Origin of the sequence: Porphyrobacter sp. TH134 (assembly GCF_002855495.1) — a bacterium.
In the GTDB taxonomy this organism is placed as follows: Bacteria; Pseudomonadota; Alphaproteobacteria; order Sphingomonadales; family Sphingomonadaceae; genus Erythrobacter.
This window is the reverse complement of record NZ_PKRO01000078.1, coordinates 1-2953: the sequence shown is the minus strand read 5'-3', so window position 1 is coordinate 2953 and position 2953 is coordinate 1. Positions and strand designations below refer to the sequence as shown.

The following is a 2953-nucleotide window of genomic DNA, read 5'->3' as shown; positions in this document are numbered from 1 at the left end:
TTCCACCGCGTGGACCACCATCGCCCATATCCGCCGCCTCACCCGCCTCATCGCAAGCCATTGCCAGATCACATGAACTTCTGAGTCAGGCTCTTACGCGCTTCGCGACGATATGTTCGTGAACACTGATCGGACCAAATTCTTCGAATTCATCATTCCCGTTATCCCCATCATCAACACCTCCAATTCAATCGACAAGGTACTGGAGCAGGGCAAGCGGCTTTCTCTCCATGATAGGCTCGATCATCAATTTCTGCGGGAGGTTTCTCGATATCTGAACGACCTCAGGCTTATACAGAACATCTTCAATGAATACGCTATCTACGTCGCCAATCTCGAAACCGACAATGAAAACAATCTTGACGTGAACAAGCTATTGGCGATCTTGATTTACAAGAATGTATTCCCAAGCGACTTTGAGAGCCTCCATCGCGGGAAAGGCAATCTCGCTCAGGTTCTTCACAGTCACGATCATTACATCGCGGCGAGCGAATCTCGATACACGCAGGAAGTCTCCCGCCTTGAGAAGCTCGTCGACGACGGGGAAAGGCAACTGCCGAACTCTCTCGCAGAACTACGTCGCATCTATGCGATGGCAATCGTGGAAATGATGCCCGACGGCTTCTGTCGCTTCAGCCCCGACCGCAGCAGCATGATTCCGCTAAACAATCTCGCGAACTACGAGCGGTTCGAAACAATTCTGGAGTCGCGCCAGCTACTAATTGCGACGAATCAGGGCCATCAGCAGCAACTTCAGCTGAACGATCTGCAGGCAAAGGTCGATCCCCACAGAACGTTTCAGCAGCGCAAAGAGGAGGTCGAGAAGAAGTCTGCTGCGTTCAGAGAATCGTCACTCAAGCAAATACGCGAACTACGAGCCAAATTGAGCACATTGCGGTTGGCCAAGTTCAACGAGGTCATCCGGGACAATGCGGGCGAAACAGACGCCCTGTTCGATAAGTTCGGGGAGGGTGCCGATCTGGCGCGGTTTCTCGTGCTGGAGGGTCATCTCGATGATACCTACTACCAGTATACATCGCTTTTCCATTCAGGACGCCTCTCCCCTAGCGATAATAAGTTTCTGATTCAAATACGTAGCTTCAGGACTCCGGATCCCGATTTTCAGATCGATAATCCGAAGGAGGTCATCGCCGCGATGCGCCCCGAGGATTTCAGCCGAAACTACGTTCTCAACGTGACAATCGTCGACTGCCTATTTGCCAATCCTTCAGCGTATGAAACGCAGACACGACGTCTGCTGGACTTCATCGCGTCCGATTTCGACGCGTGCGAGAAGTTCATGTCGAGCTACTATGCCCGAGGAAAGGCCGTCACAGCGCTGATCTCCGGCTTGGCCACGACATGGCCTGGGTTCGCCGCAGCGGCGGTGACCAGCGCCGGTAATCTTATGCATGTGGCACGCATCATCAGCCACCTCTCGGACGCGCGCTTGAAAGACTTCGCCTTCAGGCACCCTGCCCTGACCGACTTCATCTCGGACAGATTGGCTGACATTCTGACACAAGGAATCGATTTTCCTGCGGAACGCCTGCAATTACTCGACGTTAAAGCGACCGATCTGGCCGCTGTGGCCGGTCACCCCGCAGCAATGCGGGTCTTGTTTGACGAAGGGCTTTATCAACTTTCCATCGACAATCTGCAATTCATCCTGCGGGCCATTCTCGACATCGACGATCCCGATCGGGCGCGCGAACAAAACTACACGGTGGCGCTTGAATCCAGGAGCGAACCACTTCTGTCGAAGATCGACGTTTGTTTCGACGAGTATCTGCGCAACGTCCTGCTTCGTTTGCCTGACAATCGCAAAGAGAGCGTTTCGACCATCCAACAAATTATTAGGCGGAGCGACGTTGAACTCGAAATGGTGGTGGAGTTTCTTGAAAAGCAAGCTGCATTGCTTCCAACCTTGGACCAAGTTCCGGGCACGCTTCACGCTACGCTATTTCAAATCCAGAAGATCGAGGCGACTTGGGAGAACTGCCTGAATTTTCTTGGCAGCGAAAATTACGATGCGGAGACGCTTGTCCAGTTCTTGAACAGCGCCGAAGCCTTGCGTGCGCTCGCCGGCCAAAAGGTTTCGGACGGCGACCGTGCGGCACCCTTGCGCAAGTTCATTATCGAGAACGACGCGTTGAGCGATGAAGCATATGCCGCCTACGTTGGAGCGCTTCCGAGAAGGTTCACGGCTTTCCCACAGCACCTCAGCGCAGAGAAGACGAAGGTACTGGTGGACCGGAACGCGATCGATTTCTCCGCCAGCAACCTGGCGCATCTCAGCGAGGATCCCTCTTTACGCGTCGCCTTTATTGAAAAGAACATTGCGGAATTCTTCGAAGCCGAGGAAGAGTGCAATTTGGACGACGATTTCCGGCAGAAGCTGCTGGAGGCGAACATCAGCGATGAAAACCGGCTGAGGATCATAAACACGATGGACCTGAACCTGCTGGCCGAATTGCCGGCGCGCGCGGCCACCGTCGGCAGGATACTCGCTCGAACCGGCATCAAGATGGACGAGATGAGCATCGATTCCGCGCGTGCGATCATCCTGAACGCCAAGCCTCTCGCAACGAAGATCAAGTTGTTTAACATGCTTCATAATATGTTCGACAATCAGCAGGTGAAGGACATGCTGCAGTCCCTTCCGGATCCACTTCCTGACATTCGACCGGGTTTTACGACGCCGAGGATCGAATCTAGCGAGGTGAACCTCGAGTTCGTAGCGTGGTTGAAGGATCGGGGCTTTATATCCTCTTGGAGGAGAGGCGGCTTCTTCGACGACGACATCCGTATGAACATGTTCAGGAAGTGAGCTGCGTTCATCTCATTCGCTAAGGCTGTGAGAACGGCGGTGCAAAATTAGACCACGGTAGCGGCGACGAAGTGTTGCTGCGGGCGGCGTAAAAGTCGTCCACTTTGCCCTTTTGCGGGAGCG

The 2953-nt window shown here is 53.8% G+C and carries 1 pseudogene; it reads left to right on the top strand.

The features are described from left to right. Positions 1–106: 106 nt before the first annotated feature. Positions 107–2830 (top strand): annotated as a pseudogene (locus C0V72_RS15835) (YobI family P-loop NTPase); the annotation flags it as partial. Between the last annotated feature and the right edge of the window lie 123 nt (positions 2831–2953).